At 67.9% G+C, this 19,783-nt stretch carries 20 protein-coding genes and 1 pseudogene; 4 read left to right on the forward strand and 17 right to left on the reverse strand.

The features are described 5' to 3' along the window. The 11 genes and pseudogenes from AC07WJ_RS30565 to AC07WJ_RS30615 all read right to left on the reverse strand — a co-directional run. A pseudogene (locus tag AC07WJ_RS30565) lies at positions 1-96 on the reverse strand (ABC transporter permease); the annotation flags it as partial. 57 nt (positions 97-153) lie between these two features. Continuing rightward, entirely contained in the window at positions 154-1,887 is a 1,734-nt protein-coding gene (locus tag AC07WJ_RS30570) for a GMC family oxidoreductase (protein ID WP_494938497.1), read from the reverse strand. A 512-nt stretch (positions 1,888-2,399) separates the two neighbouring features. Continuing rightward, on the reverse strand, positions 2,400-3,992 hold the full coding sequence (locus AC07WJ_RS30575) for an ABC transporter substrate-binding protein (protein WP_494938498.1): 1,593 nt from the start codon (positions 3,990-3,992) through the stop codon (positions 2,400-2,402). A 43-nt stretch (positions 3,993-4,035) separates the two neighbouring features. Continuing rightward, complete coding sequence (locus tag AC07WJ_RS30580; protein ID WP_494938499.1) at positions 4,036-5,256, reverse strand: amidohydrolase; 1,221 nt, start codon at positions 5,254-5,256, stop codon at positions 4,036-4,038. Continuing rightward, positions 5,253-6,827, reverse strand: coding sequence for an aldehyde dehydrogenase family protein (locus AC07WJ_RS30585; protein ID WP_494938500.1), 1,575 nt, complete (start codon positions 6,825-6,827; stop codon positions 5,253-5,255). Before AC07WJ_RS30585 ends, AC07WJ_RS30580 begins: the two co-directional genes overlap by 4 nt. A 305-nt stretch (positions 6,828-7,132) precedes the next feature. Further along, positions 7,133-8,026, reverse strand: coding sequence for a LysR family transcriptional regulator (locus tag AC07WJ_RS30590; RefSeq protein WP_494938501.1), 894 nt, complete (start codon positions 8,024-8,026; stop codon positions 7,133-7,135). Positions 8,027-8,206: 180 nt separating this feature from the next. Next, positions 8,207-9,262 (reverse strand): threonine aldolase family protein, encoded by a 1,056-nt coding sequence (locus tag AC07WJ_RS30595; RefSeq protein WP_494938502.1) that lies wholly within the window; start codon positions 9,260-9,262, stop codon positions 8,207-8,209. Positions 9,263-9,716: 454 nt separating this feature from the next. Next, a complete protein-coding gene (locus AC07WJ_RS30600; RefSeq protein ID WP_494938503.1) occupies positions 9,717-10,049 on the reverse strand; it encodes an SH3 domain-containing protein in 333 nt (110 codons plus the stop codon). A gap of 101 nt (positions 10,050-10,150) precedes the next feature. Then, a complete protein-coding gene (locus tag AC07WJ_RS30605) occupies positions 10,151-10,636 on the reverse strand; it encodes a hypothetical protein (protein ID WP_494938504.1) in 486 nt (161 codons plus the stop codon). Positions 10,637-10,647: 11 nt separating this feature from the next. Further along, the gene (locus AC07WJ_RS30610) at positions 10,648-11,289 is read right to left on the reverse strand and encodes a glutathione S-transferase family protein (protein ID WP_494938505.1); all 642 of its coding nucleotides are present in this window, start codon (positions 11,287-11,289) and stop codon (positions 10,648-10,650) included. Positions 11,290-11,370: 81 nt separating this feature from the next. Continuing rightward, complete coding sequence (locus tag AC07WJ_RS30615) at positions 11,371-11,562, reverse strand: hypothetical protein (RefSeq protein WP_494938506.1); 192 nt, start codon at positions 11,560-11,562, stop codon at positions 11,371-11,373. A gap of 278 nt (positions 11,563-11,840) precedes the next feature. On the opposite strand from AC07WJ_RS30615, the gene AC07WJ_RS30620 reads away from it, so the two are divergent. Next, positions 11,841-12,611, forward strand: coding sequence for a motility protein A (locus AC07WJ_RS30620; RefSeq protein WP_494938507.1), 771 nt, complete (start codon positions 11,841-11,843; stop codon positions 12,609-12,611). A gap of 7 nt (positions 12,612-12,618) precedes the next feature. After that, positions 12,619-13,443: an OmpA/MotB family protein gene (locus tag AC07WJ_RS30625; protein WP_494938508.1), complete on the forward strand. Its 825-nt coding sequence runs from the start codon at positions 12,619-12,621 to the stop codon at positions 13,441-13,443. A gap of 268 nt (positions 13,444-13,711) precedes the next feature. On the opposite strand, the gene AC07WJ_RS30630 is transcribed toward AC07WJ_RS30625, so the two are convergent. Beyond that, positions 13,712-14,545 carry an alpha/beta fold hydrolase gene (locus AC07WJ_RS30630; protein WP_494938509.1) on the reverse strand — a complete coding sequence of 278 codons (834 nt, stop codon included), beginning with the start codon at positions 14,543-14,545 and terminating at the stop codon, positions 13,712-13,714. 140 nt (positions 14,546-14,685) lie between these two features. Here AC07WJ_RS30630 and AC07WJ_RS30635 point away from each other — a divergent pair, with 140 nt between their 5' ends. Beyond that, positions 14,686-15,774 (forward strand): malate/lactate/ureidoglycolate dehydrogenase, encoded by a 1,089-nt coding sequence (locus tag AC07WJ_RS30635; protein ID WP_494938510.1) that lies wholly within the window; start codon positions 14,686-14,688, stop codon positions 15,772-15,774. Between the two features lie 225 nt (positions 15,775-15,999). On the opposite strand, the gene AC07WJ_RS30640 is transcribed toward AC07WJ_RS30635, so the two are convergent. Beyond that, complete coding sequence (locus AC07WJ_RS30640) at positions 16,000-16,803, reverse strand: crotonase/enoyl-CoA hydratase family protein (protein ID WP_494938511.1); 804 nt, start codon at positions 16,801-16,803, stop codon at positions 16,000-16,002. A gap of 10 nt (positions 16,804-16,813) precedes the next feature. Then, positions 16,814-17,278 (reverse strand): PaaI family thioesterase, encoded by a 465-nt coding sequence (locus AC07WJ_RS30645; protein WP_494938512.1) that lies wholly within the window; start codon positions 17,276-17,278, stop codon positions 16,814-16,816. Between the two features lie 88 nt (positions 17,279-17,366). Here AC07WJ_RS30645 and AC07WJ_RS30650 point away from each other — a divergent pair, with 88 nt between their 5' ends. Continuing rightward, positions 17,367-17,726, forward strand: a complete 360-nt coding sequence (locus tag AC07WJ_RS30650) for a hypothetical protein (protein ID WP_494938513.1) — start codon at positions 17,367-17,369, stop codon at positions 17,724-17,726. A gap of 35 nt (positions 17,727-17,761) precedes the next feature. Here the strand turns inward: AC07WJ_RS30650 and AC07WJ_RS30655 are convergent, their stop codons facing one another. The 3 genes from AC07WJ_RS30655 to AC07WJ_RS30665 all read right to left on the reverse strand — a co-directional run bounded on the left by AC07WJ_RS30655 (position 17,762) and on the right by AC07WJ_RS30665 (position 19,778). Then, a complete protein-coding gene (locus AC07WJ_RS30655; RefSeq protein WP_494938514.1) occupies positions 17,762-17,884 on the reverse strand; it encodes a hypothetical protein in 123 nt (40 codons plus the stop codon). Positions 17,885-17,952: 68 nt separating this feature from the next. Continuing rightward, positions 17,953-19,272: a TRAP transporter large permease gene (locus tag AC07WJ_RS30660; RefSeq protein ID WP_494938515.1), complete on the reverse strand. Its 1,320-nt coding sequence runs from the start codon at positions 19,270-19,272 to the stop codon at positions 17,953-17,955. Continuing rightward, positions 19,269-19,778, reverse strand: coding sequence for a TRAP transporter small permease (locus AC07WJ_RS30665; RefSeq protein WP_494938516.1), 510 nt, complete (start codon positions 19,776-19,778; stop codon positions 19,269-19,271). Before AC07WJ_RS30665 ends, AC07WJ_RS30660 begins: the two co-directional genes overlap by 4 nt. Positions 19,779-19,783: the final 5 nt, after the last annotated feature.

Consider the following 19,783-nt stretch of genomic DNA (forward strand, 5'->3'; position numbering starts at 1 on the left):
CCCCGGCGCGATATAAAGCAGCGAGAACACGAACAGGGCGACAACCGCCATCACGGGGATGGTCGAGAGAATGCGCCTGACGACGTAGACAAACATCACAGCCCTTTCCAAATCTGGCTGAAGCGGCGGCCGGCCAGCATGTCCCGGCGGCCCCTATCCAGCGGCGCCGGACCTCAGGCTCTGCTTGAGACCGTGGGCGATCTTTTCGGCCATCATGATCACCGGCACGTTGAGGTTGGCGCAGGGTATGGTCGGCATCAGCGATGCGTCGCACACATAGAGGCCGGCAACACCGATCAGCCGGCCATCCGAATCGGTCACAGCCATCGGATCGCCCTCCGTACCCATGCGACAGGTGCCGCAGGGATGCCAGACACCGCCGACATGTCGCACGAGATGGGCGCGCAGGGCATCCTCGTCGGCGCAGAGCTGGTCGAGCGAGGCGCCGCCCTCCTGGGCCAGCGCCAGCACCCGCGACCGAAAGACCTGGCTCCGGTCCATGAGCGGCGCGGCGATGGCGGTGAGCAGGCCATTGCGCCAGCCGGGGCTGAGCAGCTTCTTGACCCGATCCGAATAGGTCGTGGGGAAAGTCTCGACGACCGTGGCGGCGAGCGAAGGCGCCCGCAGGATGCCGGCGCAGAGGCGGAACGCCGCCCCGAGGCGTTCGAGATCCCGTCCGTCCGAGAGCATGCGAAAATCGATATCGGGGGGAACCGCCGGATCGGCCGATACGATCCTGACCTCGCCCCGCGAATAGGATTTGTTGACCCAGGAAAACAACGTGCCGATCCGCTGGCCGACCGCATGCCAGCCGGACCTCGCCGTCATCGCCGTGTGCATGTCGCCCAAGGGCATGCCCGGCAGGCCCGACGACCAGCGCAGCACCGACTGGATGTGATAGCGGTCACCGGGCGCCAGCCGCGTCCGCGGCGCCAGGAAAGCCGAGACCCCGATGGAGGGGTGCTCCAGCAGGTTGCGGCCGACGCCGCGACGTTCCACCCGAACCGGCACGCCTGCGGCCGCCAGCACCTCGCCCGGTCCGATGCCGCTGCGCTCCAGCAGCGCCGGGCTGTGCAGCGCCCCGGCGCTGACGATCACGATCCGGGCGGAGATCTGCTCGCTGCGGTTCCCGTGCGACAGGACCGCGCCGGTCACGCGCGCGCCCTCCCACAGCAGCCGATCGACCCGCGCCTGCGTCCGGATCTCGAGATTGCGGCGCCCCCTGACGGCCGGGCTCAGATAGACCGTCGCCGTCGACGCGCGCTTTCCCTCCTGGTCGAGGTTGACGGCCGTCGGATAGAGCCCCGTCTCCCACACCCCGTTCTGGTCGGCGCGCTCGGCAAAGCCCCTGCCCTGCATCTCCGATGAGACGGCCTGGATGAAGCCGGAAAAATCCGAACGCCGGATCCGCTGGACCGGAAACGGTCCGCTGGATCCGTGGAGCGCCTCGTCATTGGCGAAGTCGAGGTCGTTCTCGAGCTTGCGGAAATAAGGCAGCACGTCGTCCCAGCCCCACGAGCGCGCACCGGCGGCAACCCATTCGGCATAATCATCCGGCGAGCCGCGGTTGGCGCCGATCCCGTTGATGGTCGAACCGCCGCCGAGAATGCGCGCCTGTTCGTAGCCCCGGACCACGCCTCCGGCCGTGTTGCGGCCGTCGCGCCCCATGGCCACCTTGAGGCCCGGCCAGGTGTTGTCGGCATTGAAATAGGCCCGCCCCGGATAAGGCGACGCGATCTCGGCCGGCAACGCGCCGGGCGCGACGTCCCGCCCGGCCTCGACCAGCAGGACGGACAGGCCGGGATCCTCGCTCAGCCGCGCGGCGAGCACGCATCCCGCCGAGCCGCCGCCAAGGATTGCAACATCATAGGTTTGTGGTTCGGACATGGGGTCACATGGCTCGGGACTGCGGGGCGCCGATCCTGCCCCGTGCCGGGCGCGAGGAGGGCGGCGATGAGGGGGTTATCGGCTTGCCCGAATGGACCGGACAGGACGTTGGGCCGGGATGACGGGGGTGCCGGTTCGAAGCTCTGATCACCTCGGAGACCTCTTGAGAACGCGTTCCAGCGAGGTCTCACGTCGTCTTGGCCGGGCTTGGCCCGGCCATCCACGACTTGTTGTGGTTCGAATGCGTGGATCCCCGGGCCAAGCCCGGGGAAGACGAGCGGCAGCAAACCGCCCGGATGAAATTCTCAAACCGTCTCTCAGATCGAAGCGTCGCATCGAGCATAGGTCGTCCTTTGACGGCAAACCTTCGTGCAATATGTCCATCTGATACGATCATAGTCCGGCGAAGACTCCAGCCAGGCCGGGTTTGACGATGCCCGGCGCAACGCTATCGGGAGGCTCGCCGAGCCCCCCGACTGCAGCCTTGCGGCGCTTGACGGCCAGCCCGCCGGTTACTTCTTCTCCAGTTCCCAGAACACCGGCAGCGGCGTCCTGAGAACGCCGGTCACGTTCCGCCGATAGGCCATCGGCGAAAAGAACCGTCCGAGCGGGATGATCGGCACCAGTTCGGCGGCCGCCACCTGGATGCGGCGGACGATCTCCCGGCGCTTGGCCGGATCGGTTTCGGTGGCCCAGGCGCTCTTCAGCTCCTCGATTTCCCGCGAGCAGGCCCAGCCGGCATAGGCGCCATCGCTGCAGACGGTGTTGAGCGCCGGGTTGGCGATCGGATTGTCCATCTCGAAGCCGTAGGACCACATCGGGAAGAGATTCCAGCCGCCCTGCGTGCTCGGCCCCTGATTGATCCGCCGGGCCATCATCGACGCGAAATCGGACAGCTGGAGATCAACGTTCACGCCGGCGGCGCGCAGCCGCTCGGCCGCCAGGATGCCGAAGCCCTTGATCACCTCGTTGTCGCCAGGCGCGATGACGACGATCCGCTCGCCCGCATATCCGGCCTGCCTGAACAGGCGTTTCGCCTCTTCGATATTGGCGGTGCGCATCCATTCGGTGCCGGACTGGTCCTCGTTGACGCCGCCGCAGCCCAGGAAGCTGTAACAGCGGTTCCAGTATTTGCCGTCGACGCCCGCGGTGATCGCCATGGCATCGGCCTGGTCCATCAGCAGCGCGAGAGCCCGGCGCGCCTCCGGCTTGTCGAAGGGCGGTTGCTTGAAATTGGGCCTGAGAAAGCCGACCTGGCCCTGCCCGCCGGGCATGCGCACGACGATTCCCGGGCGCGCCTCGAGCAGCGGCAACAGATCCAGCGGCGGCGATTCGTAGATGTCGATCGCGCCGGTCTGCAGCGCGGCGATCGCGGTGCCCGAATCCGGCATGATGGTCCATTCGACACGGTCGACCCGGGCCACCTTGCCGCCGGCAAAATAGCTCGGCGGTTCCGACCTCGGCACATAGTCGCGGTTGCGCTCATAGGTGATGCTGGCGCCCGGCCGGTAGTCGACCAGCCGGAAAGGCCCGGATCCGACAATTTCGGTCACCGGCCTGGTCGGCTCGGTCAAGGCCTCCTTCTCGCGCATGATGAAGAGGGCCGCCGAGGTCGATTTGGCGAAACCTTCGATCAGCAGCGGCGTGTCCTGCGCGAGCGTCACCCGGAACGTCCGGTCGTCGACCGCGGTGACCTGCATGCCGAGCTCGACCAGCTTTCGGCCGACCGTGTCGCGCTTGGCCCAGCGGTTGATCGAGGCCACCACATCCGCCGACCTGACCGGGCTGCCGTCGTGGAACTTGAGGCCGGGCCTCAAGGTCATCGTGTAGGTTCGCCCACCGTCGCTTTTCTCGAAACCCTCCACCATCTGCGGCTGCGGCCGCAGGTCCGCATCGAGCGCGAACAGCGTGTCGTAGACCAGGTAGGCATGCTGATGGGTGACCGCGAGATTGTTGGCGACCGGGTCCATCGTGCGCGGCTCGGCCGAGGGAACATAGCGAATGACGGTCTGCGCCACCGCCGGGGAGGCCCCGCCGAGCGCGAGCGCCGATGCCAGGAGAAGGCCCGAACCCGCCTTCAATATCCGTCCAAACCGAGATGTCATTGACGTTTCCCCCTTATGATTGTGTCGCCCCTGGCCATCAGGGTCAGCGCTCGAATGAATGGTCGGCAGCGTCCGCAGACGGGTCCTCCGACAGCGCCAGGCGGGCGACCGCGGCAAACCAGGCGGCACCGGCCGGCAGAACGGCGTCGTTGAAGTCGTAGCGAGGATTGTGCAGTTCCCGGCCGCCGTCGGCCGGCCCGTTGCCGATCCAGACCAGGGCGCCCGGCCGCTCCCTGAGCATCCAGGCGAAGTCTTCGCCCACCATGCTCGGTCGCGGCGCGGTGTCGACCGAGAGCCCGGCCAGGATCGCCGCGTCCCGGGCGATCGCCGCTTCCTGCACGGTATTGGGGCACGGATCCGATCCGCGCACGATGTTGCAGACCACCTCGACCGCGAAGGCCTGGCCGATGCCGCCGCAGATGCGCCGGAGGCTGGCTTCGAGCGGCTCGCGCATTTCGGGACGATGCAGCCGCATCGTGCCGCGCAGGACGACCTTGTCGGGGATCTGGTTCAGGGCCGTGCCCGCCTCCATCGTGCACAGCGAGACGACCGCCGAATCCTGAGGGTCGACCTCGCGCGAGACGATCGACTGGATCGCCACGATCAACTGCGCGGCCGCGAGCAGCGGGTCGCGCGAGCGGTGCGGCGCGGCGGCATGGGCGGCATGGCCGGAGACGATGATCTCGAGGCGCGCGGTCCCCGCCGTCATGACGCCGGGCCTGACCGCCACCGTGCCCGCCGCCAGGCCCGGCCAATTGTGAAAGGCGAAAACCCGATCCATGGGGAAGCGCGTCATCAAGCCGTCCGCCACCATGGCGCGCGCCCCCGTGCCGGCCTCTTCGGCCGGCTGGAAGATGAAATGGACCGTGCCGGACCAGCTCCGGTCGGCCGCCAGCAGCGCCGCGCCCCCCAGCAGGCAGGTGGTATGGCCGTCATGGCCGCAGGCATGCATCAGGCCGCCGCGCCGCGAGGCGTAGGCCAGGTTCGTTTCCTCGCTGAGCGGCAGCGCGTCCATGTCGGCGCGCAGTCCGACGCTCGACCGCGACGAGCCGCGCGTCAGCGTGCCGACCACGCCATGGCCGCCGACACCGGCGACGAACGGGATCCCCATCTCGGCCAGCCGCTGGCCGACAAAGGCCGCCGTCCCGGCCTCGGCGCCCGACAGTTCGGGATTGGCGTGGAGGTGCCGACGCCAGCCGACCAGCCGCTCGACCAGTTCCGGCCCGGCGACGAGCGCCTCCGCCCGGGAGATCGCGGCGGTCACGACGACACGCTCGCCGGCTCGAAGGGACTGGTCCAGCCCCCCGCCATCACGACCGTCGTCTTGATCTTCATATAGTGCTCGGCGGCTTCCAGTCCGTACTCGCTGCCGAGGCCGCTTGCCTTGTGACCGGAAACCGGCGTTCCCGGCGTCAGCGAATGCACGCAATTGACCCAGACGACGCCCGCGGCAATCCGGCGGCGCGCCCGCTCGGCCCGGCCGAGCGAGCTGGTCCAGACCGAGGCGGCCAGGCCGTATTCGGTGTCATTGGCCGCGGCATAGGCCTCCTCGTCGTCGGCGAAGCCGGTCACGGACAGCACCGGGCCGAAGATTTCCTGGCGCGCGAAAGCGCTGTCGGCATCGAAACCGTCGACGATCATCGGCCTGAAGAAATTGCCGCCGTCGATCGGCTTGTAGTGCGGAAGCGCCAGCGGCCGCCCCGCCACCCCCTCGGTCAGCGACCGGATCCGCTCCAGTTGCCCGGGCGAGACGATCGCGCCGAGCCGGGTCGCGGGGTCGAAGGGATCACCGATGCGAAGCGCGGCGAGCTTCGTCTCGCACAGCGCCAAGAAGCGCTCCTTGACACTGTCGGCGACCAGCACGCGATTGCAGGAGGTGCAGGTCTGGCCGAGATTCATGAAGGCCGTGAAGACGGCGGCGCTGGCGGCCGCCTCGATATCCGCATCGTCGAACACGACAAGCGGCGATTTGCCGCCGAGTTCCAGGACCACCCCCTTGAGCTGGCGCCCGGCTTCCGCGGCGATCTGGCGCCCGGTCTGCGTCGATCCGGTAAAGCTGATCTTGGCGATCAGGGGATGCCGGACGAGCGCGGCTCCGGCCGCCCCGCCCCCCGTGACGATATTGACCACGCCCTTGGGGATGCCGGCATCCCGCATGATATGGGCGAGCAGCAAGGTCACCAGCGGCGTCTGCTCGGCCGGCTTCAGCACGACCGTGTTGCCGCAGGCCAGGATCGGCGCGAGCTTGGTGACGGCATTGCCGAGCGGATAATTCCATGGCGCGATCGCGGCGATCGCACCGAAGGGCTCGCGCTCGACCAGGGCTGTCCGGCTCACCCCGGCCGGCGGGCAATGACCATGAATCTTGTCGGCGAAGCCTGCGTAGAAATCGAACAGTGCGGCGGCCTTCGCGGCGGCGCCGCGCGTGTCCGTGATGACACGGCCGCTGTCCAGCGTCTCGATATGGGCCAGCGCTTCCGCATGCCCGCGAATGCCCTCGGCGACGCGCCGCAGGATCCGTCCACGCTCCGCGCCGTCCAGCTCCGCCCAGGCGCGCGCGGCGCCATGCGCGGCAGCCGCCGCGCGATCGACATCCGTGGCGTGGGCCTCGGCAATGTCCAGAAGCGCGCCGCCGTCGCTTGGGCAGGAGGTGCGGAAATGGCCGCCATCCGAGGCTTTCGACCAGGCGCCGTCGATCCAGAGCGTGCTGCCGTCGAGGCACGCGTCGGGAACGCGCCCCTTCACCCGCTCGGGAATGGCGGCCTCTCGCCTCCCGCCCGGTCCGCCATTGCCGGGGAGCGAGGGTTCTTCGACGGGACCTGTGCTGCGTGCCATGCTGTTTGGACCTTGCTATGAGGCGCGAACCTGACCGCGCCGTGCAGGTCGTCATCCGCCGGGCAATGGAACTCGGTTTGGCCGGCACCATCCAATAGCCATTCTTCCGCATGCCATAGGAAACTCCTATGGCTCCGCGCCAGAGCGCCGAGAATGGCCGTCGATCTGGCGGAACAGGGGACGCGCCGGCATGTTCGGCAGGGCCCGCGGCAACGCCGGCCGGCCGCCGGGGCACGCCCTCTCAAAGCGTCGTCCATTCGAAACATCAGACCAGCCAAATGTGCCCCGCCGGTCGGCGCCAGGGCTCACGGCATCTGCGACACGATACGCTGGGCATGGGCGACGAAGGCCTCGACCATGCTCCATTCCGGATTCCCCTCGGCGACCAGCAGCTGCAGCGGAACCGTCGCCGAACAGACGAGCGGCACGACCCGTGCGCCGGGAAAGAACGGCCCCATGGACGAAAATGGCTCGATCAGGCAGATGCCGATGCCGGATTGAACCAGGGACCAGGCCTGCAGGACCTGCTCGACCTCGCAAACGGGCCGGTACGGGACCGACGCCTCCGCGAAGATCCGCTTCAGCAATTGGGCCGTCGTCAGGCGCGGGTCGTAGCCGATCAGGGGATGTTCGGCGATCTGCGCCAGGGTGACCGGCTCGTCGCGGTCGAGCGCGTGGCCGATCGGCACCACGCATTGCAGCGGCCTGCGGGCGATTTCGACGATGCGGAGACCGGCGAAGTCCTCGGACAGGAAGGTCAGGCCGATTTCCAGTTGTTCGGCGATCAGGTCCTGTGCCATCTCGCCGCGCTTCAGCACGCTGAGACGGACATTGGCGCGGGGCGCGAGCCGCTGAAACTCGGCGACCAGCATGGGCCCCAATGTCATGGCCAGCGCGCTGATGCTGCCGATGCGCAACGAGGTCCGGTGGGCCTCGCGCAGATCCATCGCGGTCCGGTTCACCCGGGCCACCTCGTCGAACACCCGCTCGACCCCGGCAAAGAGGCGATTGGCCGCATCCGTCGGCTTGAGACGGCCGCCGGACCGGTCGAACAGCTGGAAGCCCAGCCGCTGTTCCGAATAGCGCAGGATTTCGCTCACCGAAGGTTGCGAGACGTTCAGCGCCTTGGCGGCCGCCGTGACGCTGCCGCTCTTCATCACCGCGCGGAAGACCTCCATCTGCCGCAAGTTCAGCGCCATCCGCACCTCGGGAGGACTATAAGAATATCCTATGCGTGACGCAGGGACCCGCGATTTATAGGCCGACACAGCCTCCCTTTGAAGAGGCCGATCGCATGGCAGCCCGCCCGAATGGCCCGCCGGGCCATGCCGGCGCCGGGCGCGAGACGCGTTCGGCGTTGCGCCGTCCGGGCGGCCGCCTCAACGGCGCTGCTCCACCTGCCGCCCCAGTGCCTCGACAAGCCGGTCGTTGGCCCGGCTCTGCGTGTCGAACGCCGTGACGAAGCGGGCGACCATCGTCGTCGGGTTCCACAGGAAGGCGAACCCCTCCGCCCGCATCGCCGCGACCGCGGGCTCGGAAAGCCGAACGAAGACCTCGTTGGCCTCGACCGGATGCACCAGTTCGAGACCGCCGATCCCGGCAATGGCGCGGCCCAGCTCGGCCGCCCGCTGATTGGCCGCCCGCGCATAGCTCAGCCAGCGGCCATCCAGGCCATAGGCGAGAAGCTGCGCCGAGTTGAAGCGCAGCTTGGACATCAGCCCGCCGGACTGCTTGAGTCGATACCACCACTTCATACGGTCGTCCTCGTCGAACAGGACCAGCGCATCCGTCGTCAGGCAGCCGTTCTTGGTGGCGCCGAGCGACAGGACCTTGACCCCGGCGCGCCAGGACAGGTCGGCCGGCGTACAGCCGAGATGCGCGACGGCATTGGCGAAGCGGGCGCCATCCATGTGGATCGCCACGCCCTGGGATGCGGCGGTCGCGTTGAGTTCGGCCAGCGCCGCCGGCGAATAGACCGTGCCCACTTCCGTCGACTGGGTGAGCGACAGGACCGCCGGGCGCGACCGGTTGACCGAAACGGGCATGCGCCGCGCCAGGGCCTGCGCGAACAGAGCCGCCGCGACCCGGCCATGATCCCCTTGGACGGGCTCGATCGTCATGCCCGGATTGAGGAAGCCCGGCGCGTTCACCTCGTCGGCCAGGATATGGGCGCCAGCATGCGCGAAGACGATGCCATGCGACGGCGCCATCATCGACAGCGCGATCGCGTTCGCCGCCGTGCCGCCGATGACCGGGATGACATGGACTTTCGTCTCGAAGATCGCGGACCAGACCTCGTCGAGCCGGCTGGTGAGCATGTCGCGGCCATAGGCATCGTCCTTACGGCCATTCTCGGCGAGGATCGCCTCCAGGATCTCCGGCGCCGCCCCGACATTGTTGTCGCTGCGAAAATTCAAAAGCGAGTTGGTCGACATCTCATCCGCCTGTCTGGCCGCGCGAGGGGATGCAAACCGGCCTTGCGGCTGGTCGCCCCCGATCGGGCAAGATGACGGCGTCCCGGCGCTTCGGCCAATAGCGATGTTTCGTCCGAAGATAGGGTGTCCCTATGCCCTGCCCCAACATCGCCCCCCTCCTCCGCCGGGCGCGATCCGCTAGCTGCAATTGGTCACCTGGCTGGAGCAGAGACTGCACCACCAGCCGCGTGCACCGGCCATCGCCTCCACCAGGGCTCAGGAACCCGAGCAGGCGAAGATGTGCCGCGGCGATCCCCTCAATGCCGAGGGGATGGCCAGTCTCGTCCAGGGCCTCGCGGGTCGCTGCGCCGACATGCGGCGCAAGCGAGAGGCGGCACCACCGAGCAGGGCGGAGGCCAGCAGGACTGGAGCGAAGCGCTTCACGACGCGGCCTTCCACGTCCTGGAGTGACACGTCAGCCGCAGATGTCGAGCAGTTGCACGTGAACCCAGCCGCGCCGGCCGGCGCTGGCTCCTGGCCCCTCCAGCCGCGTACCAGCAGGCCAATACAGGACCTCCTGCCAGGCTCCGCGGCGGCCGTCGCGAAGCATCACTTCGTCTCCGGCTTTCATACGGACCAGCGTCGCGGCATTGCGGTCGGGGGCGGCGCGCAAGGCCACGAAGCCATCGGCGGTTTGCTTGACCTCGCAGAAAGCGGTGGCCGAGGCCGGCGCCTGAGCCGCGAACGTCGCCATGACGCCGACGATGCCGGCCAGAAGCATGCGACGGGTGTTGCCGAAATCGATCATGACGAAGCCTCCAGGATCTGGAGGCGCTTTTGGCATGTCCCCGTTGCAGCGGCGTGGTGCGACGCTTGGGGCTCTATTTCGGTCATTTCCCGTCCGGCGCGTCAGAAGTCGACGCGCTGGCGGTTTCTGAGTGTATTGCCGGTGGTATCGCGCAATTCCGGCGCGACGATCGGCGGCGCCGTGCCCGGCCCGAGCGGGTCGGCCGGCGCCGTGCTCCGCCGCGACGGCAAGGTGCGATTGCGGTCGATGACGCTCGGAATCGCGCTCGCGGTTTGCCCGCTGACAATGGTTCCGCCCAGCGCATTGCCGCTGGTGGCCCCGCCGCGCGACACCTGCGAGACATTGCTCAGGCCGGCGCTTTCGCGGGCGCCGGGCGCCCGCTGCATCATGGCTCCGCTCGAAACCGAGGTGGTCGCGACCGGCGATGCGGCAGGCGCGCCGCCGATCGGCGGCAACGCCGTCGCGGTCACCGGCGTGACCGGGGCCGCCTCCATCCGCGCCGGCGCATTCGACGCGACGGGCGCTTCGGACGCCGTCGTGCAAGCGGCGAGCGCCGCGGCCGAAGCGAGAACCAGGACAAGGCGCATGATGGATCCGATCAGGTCGCCGCCGGCGCGGCGGGCATGAGGTCGTAGGGGGGCTTCCAGCCCGGCAGCGACGCGATCCGTTCACGCCAGGCGTGAATATGGGGATGCGACGCCGCGAGGTCGTAGCCGGTCTCGGCGATCGGATAGAACATGTAACCGGCGAGCGAAAGGTCCGCGATGGTCGGCCGGCCGCCGACGATGAACGGCCGGTCGGCCAGATGGGTCTCGACGATCGCCAGCGCCGCGTCGATGCGCGACCTGAGAAAGCCGAGAACCGCGGGGTCGGCGGGCTTGCCGGCCAGCGAGAACATGAAGCGATGGGTGGCGAAATAGCTGGTGAACTTGTGATTGTCGAACAGGAACCAGCGCAGGATCTCCAGTTCCTCGTCCTCGTTGGCCGGGCCGAACTGGCCGGTCCGGCGCGCCAGATAGGTCAGGATGACCCCCGACTGGGCCAGCCGCTTGCCCGCGTGTTCGAGCACCGGCGCCTCGCCCATGGCATTGACCCCGGCACGCCACTCCGCTTCGCGCGTCGCGCCGTGAAAGAAATCGACGACGTCGGGCTCCCAATCGAGGCCGCACAGCGCAAGCATCAGCGCGACCTTGTAGGAGTTTCCCGACTGGGCGAAACAATGAAGCCGGTAGTCAGCCAATCAGCACCTCTGCCTTGGGCCCGGGCCGAAATCCCGGTCAAATTCACTTGATCGGCATGTCTTGTCGAAAAAGTGGCAAGCTTAGCCGCCTCGGCGCTGGCGCGCGGGCGCGGCCGGCGTCGTCGGCTGCCCCAAGGCCGGATCCGGCGGCAGCGGCGGCGGCGTGGCATTGGTCACGGGTGCCACCGGCGCCTGCGCCGGCGGGGTCTGCGCGCAGCCAGCGACGGCGATGAGCGAGAGGACGGCGCAAATCAGCGCGGCCTTCTTCTGCATGGGAATGTCCTTGTCTTGACGATCGATTCCGGCTGGCGCCGGAGGGTGGTGATTGTCGCAAGACTCAAGGGCAAGACTCAAGTGCGCGTCTCGACCGCCTTGGTCGCTGCCCGGGACTGGCCCGCCCGGGCCCGGACGCATGTCCTCTCGCCGCACCGCGCGCCCCTTCGAATTGTCGGGTGAAGCGCAACGATGCCTCAACCTTAAGAGGCCTTTAAGGCCCATCGCCTAGGGTTTCCACAGATCGATCACATGCAAGGGCCCGCGCGGAGCCATCAATGGATATCGCAACCATCCTGGGCCTGGTCGGTGCCGTCGGCACGATCGTGACGCTGATCATGATCGACGGCGGCAATTTCGGCCAATATGTCGACAAACATGCCATCATCATCATCTTCGGCGGTGCCTTGACCGCGACCTTGACGCGCTACCCGCTGCCGGTGGTGCTGCATGGCATCCCCATGGGCTTCAAGGCCGCCCTGGCCATGCCGATGGTCAGCCACCGCGACCTGGTCGAGGAAATCGCCAAGATCGCCGACGTCGCGCGCAAGCAGGGGCCGAACGCCCTGGAAAAACTCGAAGTGTCCGACCCCACCCTCGCCCAGGGGGTTCGCTACATCGCCGACGGCTACGACGCCGAGTTCATCCGCACCACGATGGAAACGGAAAAGGACAACGTCTACGTCCAACTCGACGAGGCGCAGAAGATCTATCGCTCGATCGGCGACTGCGCTCCGGCCTTCGGCATGATCGGAACGCTGCTGGGCATGGTCAACATGTTCGCCAACATGACCGACCCCTCGAAGCTCGGGCCGATCATGGCCATGGCGCTGATCGCGACGCTCTATGGCGCCGTGGTCGCCAACATGGTGTGCATGCCGATCGCCGACAAATGTCACGTCAAGATGGTCGAGGAGGACATCGCGCGCTCGATCATCATCGACGGCGTCGTGCAAATCCGCAATCAGAAGAGCCCGCAGATCGTCAAGGAAATGCTGCTGGCCTACCTGACGCCGCACGACCGCCACGAACTCGCGGAAGCAGCCTGAGGTTTCCATGGCCAAGCGCAAGGGTGGTGGTCACGCGGGCGGTCACGGCTGGTTCGTCACCTTCGCCGACCTGATGGGCCTCCTGATGTCGTTCTTCGTCGTGCTGGTCGCGACCTCGAACCAGGACGAGCGCAAGAAGCACATGATGACCGGATCGTTCCGGGAGGCCTTCGGCACGACCAACAACACGCTGATGACCGGCATGATCGAGCTCAACGGCGTGCCGATGCGGCCCTATGTGCAGAATGTCTCGCCGACCCCGGATTCGCCCTCCGACCGGCCCGGCCCGCAGTCCAACCGCGACGAGCCCAATGCGCTCGCCCTGCAGGCCGACCGCCAGATGGCGCTGGCCGCCGCCAGCCTGCGCCAGGCCCTGCAGGCCTTTCCCGAGATCGCCGAAATCTCCAAGAACGTCATCATGGAGGAGCGGCCGGACGGCCTCGACCTGCAGATCGTCGACCAGGACGGCCGCGCCATGTTCCCGCCGGACGGACGCGAGCCCTATGAGCGCACCCGCCGCCTGATCGCCGCGATCACGCCGGCACTGCGCCAATTGTCCAACCGCATCACCGTCACCGGCCATACGTCGAGCCTGCGCGTGCTCGGCCGGCCCGGCTACGGCCCCTGGGACCTGACCTCGGACCGCGCCAACGCGGTCCGCATGATCCTGGAGGAAAACGGCCTGCCGAGCGACCGGATCTACGCCGTCACCGGCAAGGCCGACACCGAGCCGATGTTCCCCGACGACCCCTATCTGGCGGCCAACCGGCGCATCTCGATCCTGATCATGAAGGAAGCGCCGGTGGCGCCGCGGTCGATCCTGGGCAATTGAACTGCGCGCGAGCGGTCGGCGGGCTGGGTTTCAGCCCCCAGGCTATTGGGAAGGGGCGTTCTTTGCCCCTCCCAGGCAGGGCTGCGGCGTTCGCGCAGTTTCTCAACGGGCCCGCATTCGTCGGCGCTGAAGGCCCTATGAAAGACACGAGCCGATCGCCAAGAGCGCGATCCTGCCCTCGGGTCCAACCCTTGGGAGCCTCCCACTTCGTCATGGCCGGGACAAGCCCGGCCAAGACGATAAGCGCCGCGAGATCAGAGTGCCCCCCTCACGCCCAGCCGATCTCCGCCAAAAACCCCTGCATCGTGGCGTTGAACAAAGTCGGCCGCTCGAAATAGACCGAATGGCCCGACACCGGCACGACCACCGTGCGCGCCTTGGGCAAGGTCGCCGCCACCAGCTCGATGCCGCGCGGGCAGATCAGCAGGTCCTCCTCGCCGATGACGAACAGCGCCGGACAGGCGATCCTGGCGGCGTCCTCGGCGCCGCGCACGCGCATCTTGCGGATGCGGTTGCCGACCTCGTTCTTGTCCAGCCCGAAGGACAGCCGGTCGATCGCCTGGTAGAGCGCGTGGATGTCAGGTTGTTCCTCCGCCATGCGCGCGCCGGCGGCACGGTGAATGCCGCGCTCGACCAGGGCGGCGATCGCCTTGGGCGCCGCCGCGCGCCAGGCTTTCACGCCGGCATCGTCGAAATGGTCATAATCGAACGAACCCGAGGTGCAGGCCATGACGATGCCGGCCACCCGCGATGGCGCGGCGAGTGCCGTCTCGACCGCGGTCCAGCCGCCCATCGACTGGCCGGCGATCACCACCTTGTCGATGCCGAGATGGTCGAGCAGCGCCAGCAGGTCGCCGGCATAAAGTGTCGGATCCGCCACGCCGCCCGGGGCGGTCGAGGGCGGAAAGCCACGATGCGAGAAGGTGACGACCCGGTGGCGCTGGGCAAAGACCGGCGCCGACTGCCACCAGCTCAGGTGGTTGCCGCCGAGGCCGTGAGCGAAGGCAATGGCCGGGCCCTCGCCCGCGACCTCGTAATGGATCACGGCGCCGTCGGGGCGCACCAGACGGCCGGTGTCGAAGGCAGGAATGGGTTTTGACATGGGCAGCTCCTCCGGACCGGAGCCTAGACCGGGGCCGGCAGAGCCGAAAGGGTTGGCGCCGCGCATCCCTCCTGCCCGTCAACAGGCTTCCCGCGCGCCCGATAGCCCGGCATGATCACCGGAAAATCGGGAGGGATTCCATGGCCATCGTCGATGCCGGCCGCCTCGTGGCGCTGGTGACCGCAATTTTCGAGGCCGCGGGCTGCGCGCCCGACGAGGCCGGCCGTATCGGCCGCTACCTGACGGAAGCCAATCTCACCGGCCATGACAGCCACGGCGTGGCGCGCGTCGAGCGTTATGTCGGCTGGTTGAAGGAAGGCAAGGTCGAGGCCGGCAAGTCGGTCACGGCGATCGTCGACACGCCCTCGCTGGCGGTCCTCGACGGCCATTACGGGTTCGGCCAGACGGTCGGCCCGCAGGCGGTCAGGATCGGCATCGACAAGGCCAAGGCGCATGGCCTGGCCGCGGTCGCGCTGCGCCATGCCGGCCATCTCGGCCGGATCGGCGATTTCGCCGAGATGGCCGCGGCCGAAGGCCTCGTCTCGATCCATTTCGTCAATGTCGTCGGCTCGATCCTGGTCGCGCCTTATGGCGGCGTCGACCGGCGCATTTCCACCGCCCCCTATTGCGTCGGCGTGCCACGCCCGGGCCAGGCGCCGCTGCTGCTCGATTTCGCCACCTCGCTGGTGGCCGAGGGCAAGGTGCTGGTCGCCTCGATGGGCGGCAAGCCGGTGCCCGCGGATGCGCTGATTTCGCCCGACGGCGCCAAGAGCGGCGATCCCGCCGTGCTCTATGGGCCCTATCCGGCCGGTGCCGGCACCCGCGATCCCATGAACGGCCCCGGCGCCATCCGCGCCTTCGGCGAGCACAAGGGCTCGGGACTCGCCTTCATGTGCGAAATCCTCGGCGGCGGCCTGACCGGTGCCGGCACCACCGGTCCGGGAAAACGCTTCTGCAACGGCATGATGTCGATCTATATCGACCCCAGGGTGATCGATCCCGACGGCTTCTTCCCCGGCCAATGCGCCGAATATGTCGCCTATTACAAGAGCGCGCGGCCGGTCGAGGCCGGCGGCGAGGTGCTGGTCCCGGGCGAGGCCGAAATGCGCTCCAAGGCGAAGAAGCTGAAGGACGGCGTGCCGCTGTCGGATGGCACCTGGGATTCGATCGTCGCCACCGCGCGCAAGGTCGGCGTGCCCGAGACATTGGCGGCCGCCGCGTTGCGGTAGGGCGAATAGCGAATAGCGAATAGGGATGAAGCGAAAACCGCAGCGCGCGTAAACCCTCGTCCGCTTGCGGGAGCGGGTGGCGCCGCCAGGCGCCGGGCGAGGGCTTGAAGAGGGCCGGCCCTTCATGTCCAGCGGGAATGCACGTCACGGTTTGACGCAGCCACCCTCACCTCACGGCGCGCGCCGCATCATCCCCCATTCGCCATTCGCCATTCGCCATTCGCCTCAAATATCCCCGAAATCGCCGCCGCGGCCCTTGCCGGCGGCGAAACGGGCGGCCCCGGCCACGCCTTCGGCCTCGACCAGCGGCGCCGAACCGCGCCATTCGTTGCGCAGCGCCGCGGCGACGGGCAGGTCCCATTGCGCATAGGCCGAAGCGCGGTCGGCGCGCATGCAGCCTTGCGGGAAACGCGCGATGTCGTGGGCCAGCGCTTCCGCCGCCTGGCGTGACGTGTCCTTGGGGACCACGCGATCGGCGAGCCCGATGCGCAAGGCCTCTTCCGCCTCGACCTTGCGGCCGGTGAGAATCAGGTCGAGCGCCCTGCCCTGGCCGACGATGCGCGGCAGGCGCACCGTCCCGCCGTCGATCAGCGGCACGCCCCAGCGCCGGCAATAGACGCCCATATAGGCATCCTCCTCCATCACCCGCAGGTCGCACCAGAGCGCGATCTCCATGCCGCCGGCGACGGCCGGGCCGGCGATCGCGGCGATTACCGGCTTGGACAGCATCAGGCGGGTCGGCCCCATCGGCCCGCGCGGCCAGTTGTCGTCGCCTTCGGGAATGTCCAGCGGACCGCCGAAGGCTGGCCCGTCTCCCGCGCTTGCCGCATGTTTCAGGTCGAAACCGGCGCAAAAGGCACCACCCGCGCCCCACAGGACGCCGACGCTGGCGTCCGGGTCGGCATCGAAGGCGAGAAGCGCCGCGCAAAGCGCCGCCGCTCCTTCCGGGTTCATCGCGTTGCGTGCCACCATCCGGTTGCGGATGAAGGTGGTGACCGGGCCGTCGCGCGCGATGATCAGGTCGGACATGGCTTTCTCCTCAATCGACGATACCCGGCGTATTCATCACCATCATGCTGGCGGTCATCATGGCGATCAGCTTGCGCTTGCCGCCGTCGGCGATGAAGCACTCGCCGAGCGTCACCATCAGCGTGTTGCCGGGACGCACCACCCGCCCGGTCGCGACGAAGCGTTCGCCCTTGGCCGGCGACATCAGATTGATCTTGAATTCGGTGGTCAGCACACCGGCGCCCTTCGGCATCAGGGTCATGGCGGCGAAACCGCAGGCGGTGTCGACAATGGCCGAGATCGCGCCGGCATGGACAAAGCCATGCTGCTGCAGGATATGCGGCCCGAAAGGCATGGTGATCTCGACATAACCGGCTTCGACCAGCGCGATCTCGGCGCCGAGCGTCGTCATCAGCGACTGGCGGCCGAAACCGTCCCGGCCGCGCGCCTCGAAATCCGGGTCCTTCGGCGGAAACCTGGGATGATCGGCAGCCATGCGATGTTCCTTCCTTGCAATCGGTTGGGATGTTCGCAAACTTGATTCCCGTCGGGCAACCTGTCCGGACGAATGAGGGCTCTCATTGTTGTTCTGGTACCTGCCCCGTTTCACCGACAGCGCCTTCAGCGCCGCCACCCTTTCAGCCTCCACGGCGGTCGCCGCCGGCGTCACCATTGCCCATCGCATGGCAATGATGGCCACCCCCTCCGGGTTTGATGCCGCCGGCCAGCGCGAGGCCTTGCGCATGGTCTCGGAAAAACTGGCCGCGGCCACCGAAGGCTCCTTCGAAGCGGCCATTGAAACCGGCCGGTTCATGATGCGCTCGGCGCTCGGCCATGTGTCGCCCGACGACGTCGCCCACGGCCTGATGGCGATCGGCGTCGCCGCCGCGGAGCCGGCCGCACGCACCGCCAAGGCCAATGCCCGGCGGCTGACCCGCCGCTGAGCGGTTTCCGGCACTGGCCGCCGACCTGAAGGGGCTTAGACAAGCGCCTCGGTCAGGATGGCCTTGATGTCGCGCCGGCGGATCGCGGCAACCCTCGCCTCCTCCTGCAGCCGGCGGTCGCGATTATTGGCCAGCAGCGCCAGGCATCGGTCGGCCATCCGAGACGAGACTTCCATCGGATGACCATGGGTACCGGCAAGACCGGAAGACGATGGAGCGCTGAACCTCACGTCAGCCAGTTGACCAGCCAGAGCGCCAGCGCCGGGAAAGCCACCACCAGGCCGAGCCTGAAGACGTCGGCCGCCACGAAAGGCAAGACGCCACGATAGGTCGAGACGATCGGCACATCCTTGGCGATCGCCGAGATCACGAAGACGTTCAGGCCGATGGGCGGCGCGGTCAGCCCGATACCGACCACCATCAGCACCAGGATGCCGAACCAGATGGCGACGTCGTCGGAGGGCATGCCGAGATCGAGCGCCACGACGATCGGGAAGAAGATCGGCAAGGTCAGGAGGATCATGGCGAGCTCGTCCATCACCCCGCCAAGGATGATGTAGAAGATCAGGAGGGCGACGATGACGCCATAGGGCGGCAAGCCAGATTGGGTGACCACCTGGGCGGCGAGCTCGGGCAATTGCGACAGGGCGAGGAAGGCGTTGAACACCTCGGCGCCGAGCAGGATCATGAAGATCATTGCCGAGGTCTCGGCGGTCTGGATCACCGACAGCTTGATCTCGCGCCAGCCGAGGGTTCGCTGCAGCAGGCCGACGGCCAGCATGGCGATGCAGCCGACCGACGCGCCCTCGGTCGGCGTGAAGATGCCGCCATAGATGCCGCCGACCACGGTGACGGCGATCAGCATGACCGGCCAGACGCCGACGACGACCTTCAGGCGCTCGGCCCAGCCGACCCGCTCGAGCGCCGGCCCGGCCTCCGGGCGCAGCCGCACCATGATGGCGATGACGACGCAATAGAACAACGCGGCGAGCACGCCCGGGATCAGCGCCGCCATGAACAGCTTGGCGATGTTCTGCTCGGTGGTGATCGCATAGACGACCAGGATGACCGAGGGCGGGATGAGAATGCCGAGCGTGCCGCCGACCGCGATCATGCCGGTGGCGAAACCCGGATCGTAATTGTAGCGGCGGAACTCGGGCAGGGTCGCCCGGCCGAAGGTCGCGGTGGTCGCCACCGACGAGCCGCAGATCGCGCCGAAACCGGTGCAGGCGCCGATCAGCGCCATGCCGAGGCCGCCGCGCAAATGGCCGAGAAAGGCGGCGGCGGCGCGAAACAAGGCGGTCGACAGACCGGATTTCTCCGCGAGCGCACCCATCAGCACGAACAGCGGAATGACCGACAGCGTGTAATTGGCGAACAGGTGGTAGGGCGTCGTCTTCATATAGTTGAGGAAGATCGCCAGACTGGTGAAATGCATATAACCGAACGAGCCCACCGTCAGCATGGCAAGCCCGATGGGCATGCGCAGGCCGAGCAGGACCAGCATTCCGGCAAAGCCTGTGATCGCAACGGCAGCGCCGCTCATGGGTTACCTCGGCGCAGCCGCGCGGCCGTCGCCAGCGTCACGATGAACAGGAAGGCCGCCATCCCGGCGGTGGCGGCGATCGCCCAGCCGATCGGGATCGCCAGGACCATCGAGCTGGTCCGCGACGCGATCGCATCATAGGCGCCGAGGCTGAGCCGCCAGGCGATCAGCAAGGCGAAACCGGCATAGGTCAGGTCCCAGAGCGTATCCAGGCCGCGATTGAACCAGGCCGGCGCCTTCAAGGTGAAGGTGTCGACGAAGACATTGCCCCGGCCCCATTGGCACAGCGGCAGGAAGGCGAAGACCCCGACCGCGGTCGCGATCTGCACCATCTCGAAATCGCCGTTGATGCCGGTCTTGAACAGCCAGCGGGACAGCACCGAAAGGGTGACCATGGCGGCCGCCGCCAGCATGACGCAGCCGCCGAACACGGCAAGCGCGCGCGCGGCGCGGCCGATCGCGTCGCGGGGCGGCCCGCCCCGCTCTCCTTCCGGTTCCGCTGTCATCGGAT

The sequence above is a fragment of the Phreatobacter sp. GW821-FHT04C01 genome, from assembly GCF_059420385.1.

Excerpts from the sequence above, each read along its gene's own strand:
- AC07WJ_RS30570 (WP_494938497.1), bottom strand. The coding sequence starts at position 1,887 with ATGTCCGAACCACAAACCTATGATGTTGCAATCCTTGGCGGCGGCTCG.
- AC07WJ_RS30575 (WP_494938498.1), bottom strand. The coding sequence starts at position 3,992 with ATGACATCTCGGTTTGGACGGATATTGAAGGCGGGTTCGGGCCTTCTC.
- AC07WJ_RS30585 (WP_494938500.1), bottom strand. The coding sequence starts at position 6,827 with ATGGCACGCAGCACAGGTCCCGTCGAAGAACCCTCGCTCCCCGGCAAT.
- AC07WJ_RS30590 (WP_494938501.1), bottom strand. The coding sequence starts at position 8,026 with ATGGCGCTGAACTTGCGGCAGATGGAGGTCTTCCGCGCGGTGATGAAG.
- AC07WJ_RS30595 (WP_494938502.1), bottom strand. The coding sequence starts at position 9,262 with ATGTCGACCAACTCGCTTTTGAATTTTCGCAGCGACAACAATGTCGGG.
- AC07WJ_RS30600 (WP_494938503.1), bottom strand. The coding sequence starts at position 10,049 with ATGATCGATTTCGGCAACACCCGTCGCATGCTTCTGGCCGGCATCGTC.
- AC07WJ_RS30605 (WP_494938504.1), bottom strand. The coding sequence starts at position 10,636 with ATGCGCCTTGTCCTGGTTCTCGCTTCGGCCGCGGCGCTCGCCGCTTGC.
- AC07WJ_RS30615 (WP_494938506.1), bottom strand. The coding sequence starts at position 11,562 with ATGCAGAAGAAGGCCGCGCTGATTTGCGCCGTCCTCTCGCTCATCGCC.
- AC07WJ_RS30620 (WP_494938507.1), top strand. The coding sequence starts at position 11,841 with ATGGATATCGCAACCATCCTGGGCCTGGTCGGTGCCGTCGGCACGATC.
- AC07WJ_RS30625 (WP_494938508.1), top strand. The coding sequence starts at position 12,619 with ATGGCCAAGCGCAAGGGTGGTGGTCACGCGGGCGGTCACGGCTGGTTC.
- AC07WJ_RS30630 (WP_494938509.1), bottom strand. The coding sequence starts at position 14,545 with ATGTCAAAACCCATTCCTGCCTTCGACACCGGCCGTCTGGTGCGCCCC.
- AC07WJ_RS30635 (WP_494938510.1), top strand. The coding sequence starts at position 14,686 with ATGGCCATCGTCGATGCCGGCCGCCTCGTGGCGCTGGTGACCGCAATT.
- AC07WJ_RS30640 (WP_494938511.1), bottom strand. The coding sequence starts at position 16,803 with ATGTCCGACCTGATCATCGCGCGCGACGGCCCGGTCACCACCTTCATC.
- AC07WJ_RS30645 (WP_494938512.1), bottom strand. The coding sequence starts at position 17,278 with ATGGCTGCCGATCATCCCAGGTTTCCGCCGAAGGACCCGGATTTCGAG.
- AC07WJ_RS30655 (WP_494938514.1), bottom strand. The coding sequence starts at position 17,884 with ATGGCCGACCGATGCCTGGCGCTGCTGGCCAATAATCGCGACCGCCGG.
- AC07WJ_RS30660 (WP_494938515.1), bottom strand. The coding sequence starts at position 19,272 with ATGAGCGGCGCTGCCGTTGCGATCACAGGCTTTGCCGGAATGCTGGTC.
- AC07WJ_RS30665 (WP_494938516.1), bottom strand. The coding sequence starts at position 19,778 with ATGACAGCGGAACCGGAAGGAGAGCGGGGCGGGCCGCCCCGCGACGCG.